We start from the raw sequence: 4,260 nt of genomic DNA, 5'->3' as shown, positions 1-4,260 counted from the left end.
AACGGTAAGGGTTGCGCCTGCGCGCGCAAGTCGGGAAAGTGCGCGCATGAGCTTGCTCCGCCGCTTCGCCATGATCCTCGCCGTCGCACTGGGGATGAGCGCCGCGTCGGCGGAGGTGCCGCGCGCGACGTTGATCCACAATGCGCGGGTGTTCGACGGCACCGGGGCGCCGGCATTGGTCGAGGACGTGCTGATCGTCGGCGACAGGATCGTCGCGGTCGGCCGGAACCTCAAGCGCCCGCGCGCGACTCGCGTGATCGATGCGCGCGGTATGACGCTGATCCCGGGGCTGCACGACCTTCATACGCACCTGCGCGCGCCGGCGTTCGATGCGCCCGACGATCTCGGCAAGGCATACGCCGCGTATCTGCTCGCGGGCGTGACCACGGTGAACGATTATTCGTTGTCGGGGGAGATGATCGCGCCGATCCGCGATATGACCAGGCCCGGCGGGATCGCCGCGCCGCACCTGGAGATGGCCGTCCGCATCGGCGTGCCGGGCGGGCACGGCACCGAATTCGGCTGGGGAGATTTCTTCACGCTGCAAGTCTCGACCCCGCGCTCCGCGCACCTCGCGATGAAGCGCGCGCTGGCGTACAAGCCCGACGTCATCAAGGTGTTCGCCGACGGCTGGCGCTACGGTCGCGACCCCGATCTCAACAGCATCAACGAGGATACGCTGGCGGCGATCGTCGCCGACGCGCACGCCGCGGGCATCCCGGTCATCACGCACACGGTGACGCTGAAGGAGGCCAAGATCGCCGCGCTGGCGGGGGTCGATTCGGTCGGGCACGGGGTGGGCGATGCGCCGGTCGATGCCGAGCTGATCGGCCTGATGAAGAAGAATCGCATGGCGTATATCGCGACACTCGCGACCTTCGAGCCGCAGGAGAACCGCACCTTCCTGCCAGCCGAATACGCTAGCCTGCGCCCCGCCGAGCGCGCCCGCGAGGACGCGCGGATGGCCAAGCCGCTCGAACCGATCGCCGACTATGACAGCAAGCGCTGGGCGATCATGCAGGGCAATATCCGTGCGCTGAAGGCGGCGGGGATCCGCATCGGGATCGGCACCGACGCCGGGATCGAAGGCACCTATCACGGCAGCTCGACGATCCGCGAAATCCGCCGGCTGACGATGCTCGGCTTTACGCCCGCCGAGGCGCTGGTCGCGGCGACAAGCACGAGCGCGGGGATCATGGGGCTCGACAAGGTCGAGGGCACGATCAAGCCGGGGATGCGCGCCGATCTGGTGCTGGTCGGCGGCAAGCCCGACGAGAATATCGCCGACCTCTACAACGTTCGTCACGTCTGGGTGGCAGGGCGCGAGCAGGACTTGATCGCGCTCCGCAAGCTCGCCGACGATGTCGCGCCGACACCGATGCCGGTCAGGAAAATGCCCGGCCCGATCGACACCGGCGCGCGCGGCGACGGCCGCACCGATCTCGACACGCTGCCGGTCGAAAGCACCGAAAGCGGTACCGATCACAGCCGGCTGTTCTACGTCCGCCCGACCGATCCGCGTGCGGGCAAGAAGCTGTTCCTGACCGCGCGGATGGGCGCCCGGGCGCAGCCGTTCGCGCAACTGATCGTGCCGCTGACTCCGGGCGCGGTGACGCTGGCCGACGCCAGCGCCTTCACCGGCGTTGCGTTCGATGCGCGCGGGTCGGGGCGGTATTCGCTCGCGTTCGACAGCTACGGGCTCCAGCCCGACGACTGGTTTCACGTATCGTTCGACGCCGATGAGACGGCGAAGGAGGTACGCGTGCCCTTCGCGACACTCATCGGCAAGGGCGCGTTCGACCTAAAATCGCTCCGCGCGCTGCTGATCCGGCTGCATGGCGATCCCGGTGCGACGGCCTGGCTCGAAATCGGGAATCTGCGCTTCTACCGCTGATCCGGTGCGCGATAGATTTCCTCATCCAGCGCCTCCTCCCACCGCGCCACCGTCGTCGCGACCGTCAAATTCGCGCTGGCGCTCGGCACGGTGCGGGTCATGTCCAGCAGCCGGTCGAAGGGCAGGACGAAGCCCACCACTAAAGCGGTCTGCTCGGGCGTCACGCCGACCGCCGACAGTACCGCCGCCAGCATGAACAGCGACGCAGACGGTACCGGCGCGGTGCCGAACGCGGCGAGCGCGCCGGTCAGCAGGACGGTGGCATAGACTTGCGGCGTCAGCGGCACGCCGAACGCCTGGAGCGCGAACATCGCGAGCAGCCCGACATACATCGCCGTGCCGTCCTTGCCGATGCTCGCGCCCAGGGGCAGCACGGTCGAATAGACCGGCCGCGCGACGCCCAGATTGTCGCCCGCGACGCGCATCGCGACCGGCAATGTAGCGCCGCTCGACGCGGTCGAGAAGGCGACGGCCAGCGCGTCGATGATACCGCGGAAGAAGGGCAGCACGGGAAGCCTGGCGACGAAGCGCAGGATCAGGCTGTGCACCACCAGCATCTGGATCAGCGACCCCGCGACCACCGCGAGCGCGAGCCAGCCGACATGGACGAACACCGCAGCGCCGTTCGCGGCGACCGCGCCCCAGATTAGCGCCAGCACGCCGAACGGGGTCGCTTCCATGACGATTCCGACGATGCGGAGCAGCACGGCGGAGAGCGATTGCAGCAGCGCGGCGAACGGCTTGCCCGGCTCGCCGGTCAGCACCGTGCCGACCCCGAACAGAATCGCGACGAAGATCAAAGCGAGCATGTCGCCCTTGGCCAGCGCATCGACGATGTTGAGCGGAATGATATTGATGAGCTGATCGTACGGCGTGACCGGCGCGCCCAGCGCATGCGGCGCGGCGGTGCCGAGCGGGGCGCCAATGCCGGGGCGGATGACGCTCGCGACCAGCATCCCCACCGACACCGCGATCGCAGTCGTCGCGGCGAACAGCCCGATGGTGCGCGCGCCGAGGCTGCCGAGCTGCTTGGGGTCGGCCAGGCTGGTGATCCCGGCGGCGATGGTGACGAGGACGATGGGGGCGACCAGCATGCGGATCGCGCGGACGAACAGGTCGCCGATGAACTGGAAATGGGAGGCGCCGGCGGGCCAGGCGAAGGCAAGCAGCACGCCGAGGACGAGCCCGGCAACGACGCGCTGCCAGAGCGGGATGGCGAACCAGTGCCGCATTAGCGTCCGTGCTCCTGCGAAGGCAGGAGCCTAGGGTTATAGACCGAAGGGCTCTTGGTCCTGGGCTCCTGCCTTCGCAGGAGCACTGGTAGGGCCACCTTCAACCGCAAGTGCCGCTGGTCGGCGTGTGCGGCAACGCGCGCCCCGCCGCCCTGCCGGTCAACGCGCTATTATCGACCGCGACCATGCCGTTGACGATCACCGTGCGTACTCCCGCCGCCGGCAAGGTCGGCTGCTCGTAGGTCGCCCGCGCCGCGTAGGTCGTGGGGTCGAACACCACGACGTCGGCGAAATTTCCCGGTTTCAGCTCACCGCGCCCCGCCAGCCCGAACCATTTCGCGGTCACGCTCGAACTCCGCTCGATGAACTCGCGCAGCGTGAGCACCTTATCCGCCACGACATATTTCGCATATTTGCGCGCGAACGTGCCCCACACACGCGGATGCCCGCCCGAGGCATCGCTGTCGGTCATCACCCACGGCTGGCGCATGAACGCGGCGATGTCGGCCTCGCTCATGTTGAACGAGACCGTCGCCGAATCGTGGACGCGGATCAGCGCGATCGCAGCACTGATCGGATCGGTCTTCATCGCCGCGGCGATCTGGCTGAGATACTTGCCGCGATATTGCCCCTCGGTGATCAGCAATGTTGTGGGACCACCGCGCTTGCGCATGTTTTCCGCCATATCGGCGCGCAGTTTGGGCTGGAGCGCGGGCGTGTCGAAGCGCTTGATCAGCGCGGCGGTGCCGCCGTCTTGCGCCCAGAGCGGGACGAGGCTCGCGACCAGGCTCGTGCCACTCGCGCTCCACGGATACTGGCTCGCGGTGATGTTCACGCCGGCCGCGCGCGCCGCCGCTATCCTGGCGATGATCGCCGGCGCCATGCCTTGCACATCGACGCCGAGCGCCTTGATATGGCTGATATGGATCGGCATTCCGGTCGCCCGGCCGATCGCGATCGCTTCGTCGATCGCCGCCGCGAGCCCGACCGTGTAGGAGGATTCGTCGCGGATATGGCTGTCGTAATAGCCCCCGCGCTTCGCCGCTTCGGCGCTCAGCGCGATCACCTCGTCGGTCTTGGAGAAGCTCTGCGGTGCGTAGAAGAGGCCGGTCGAAAAGCCGATCGCGCCTTCGC

At 68.0% G+C, this 4,260-nt stretch carries 3 protein-coding genes; 1 reads left to right on the top strand and 2 read right to left on the bottom strand.

Features of this window, described 5'->3' with window-relative positions; translation table 11 throughout:
• The first annotated feature begins 46 nt into the window (after positions 1-46).
• On the top strand, positions 47-1,894 hold the full coding sequence (locus JWM94_RS13930) for an amidohydrolase family protein (protein WP_299428206.1): 1,848 nt from the start codon (positions 47-49) through the stop codon (positions 1,892-1,894).
• On the opposite strand, the gene JWM94_RS13925 is transcribed toward JWM94_RS13930, so the two are convergent.
• Both JWM94_RS13925 and JWM94_RS13920 read right to left on the bottom strand, forming a co-directional pair.
• Complete coding sequence (locus JWM94_RS13925) at positions 1,885-3,126, bottom strand: dicarboxylate/amino acid:cation symporter (RefSeq protein ID WP_299428203.1); 1,242 nt, start codon at positions 3,124-3,126, stop codon at positions 1,885-1,887. The genes JWM94_RS13930 and JWM94_RS13925 overlap by 10 nt on opposite strands.
• A gap of 100 nt (positions 3,127-3,226) precedes the next feature.
• The coding region (locus JWM94_RS13920; protein WP_299428201.1) for an amidohydrolase family protein at positions 3,227-4,260 on the bottom strand (1,034 nt) is incomplete at its 5' end.

This window comes from Sphingomonas bacterium (assembly GCF_028289855.1).
GTDB lineage: Bacteria > Pseudomonadota > Alphaproteobacteria > Sphingomonadales > Sphingomonadaceae > Sphingomonas.
This window is presented reverse-complemented; position numbering and strand designations above follow the sequence as displayed.

Excerpts from the sequence above, each read along its gene's own strand:
- JWM94_RS13930 (WP_299428206.1), top strand. The coding sequence starts at position 47 with ATGAGCTTGCTCCGCCGCTTCGCCATGATCCTCGCCGTCGCACTGGGG.
- JWM94_RS13925 (WP_299428203.1), bottom strand. The coding sequence starts at position 3,126 with ATGCGGCACTGGTTCGCCATCCCGCTCTGGCAGCGCGTCGTTGCCGGG.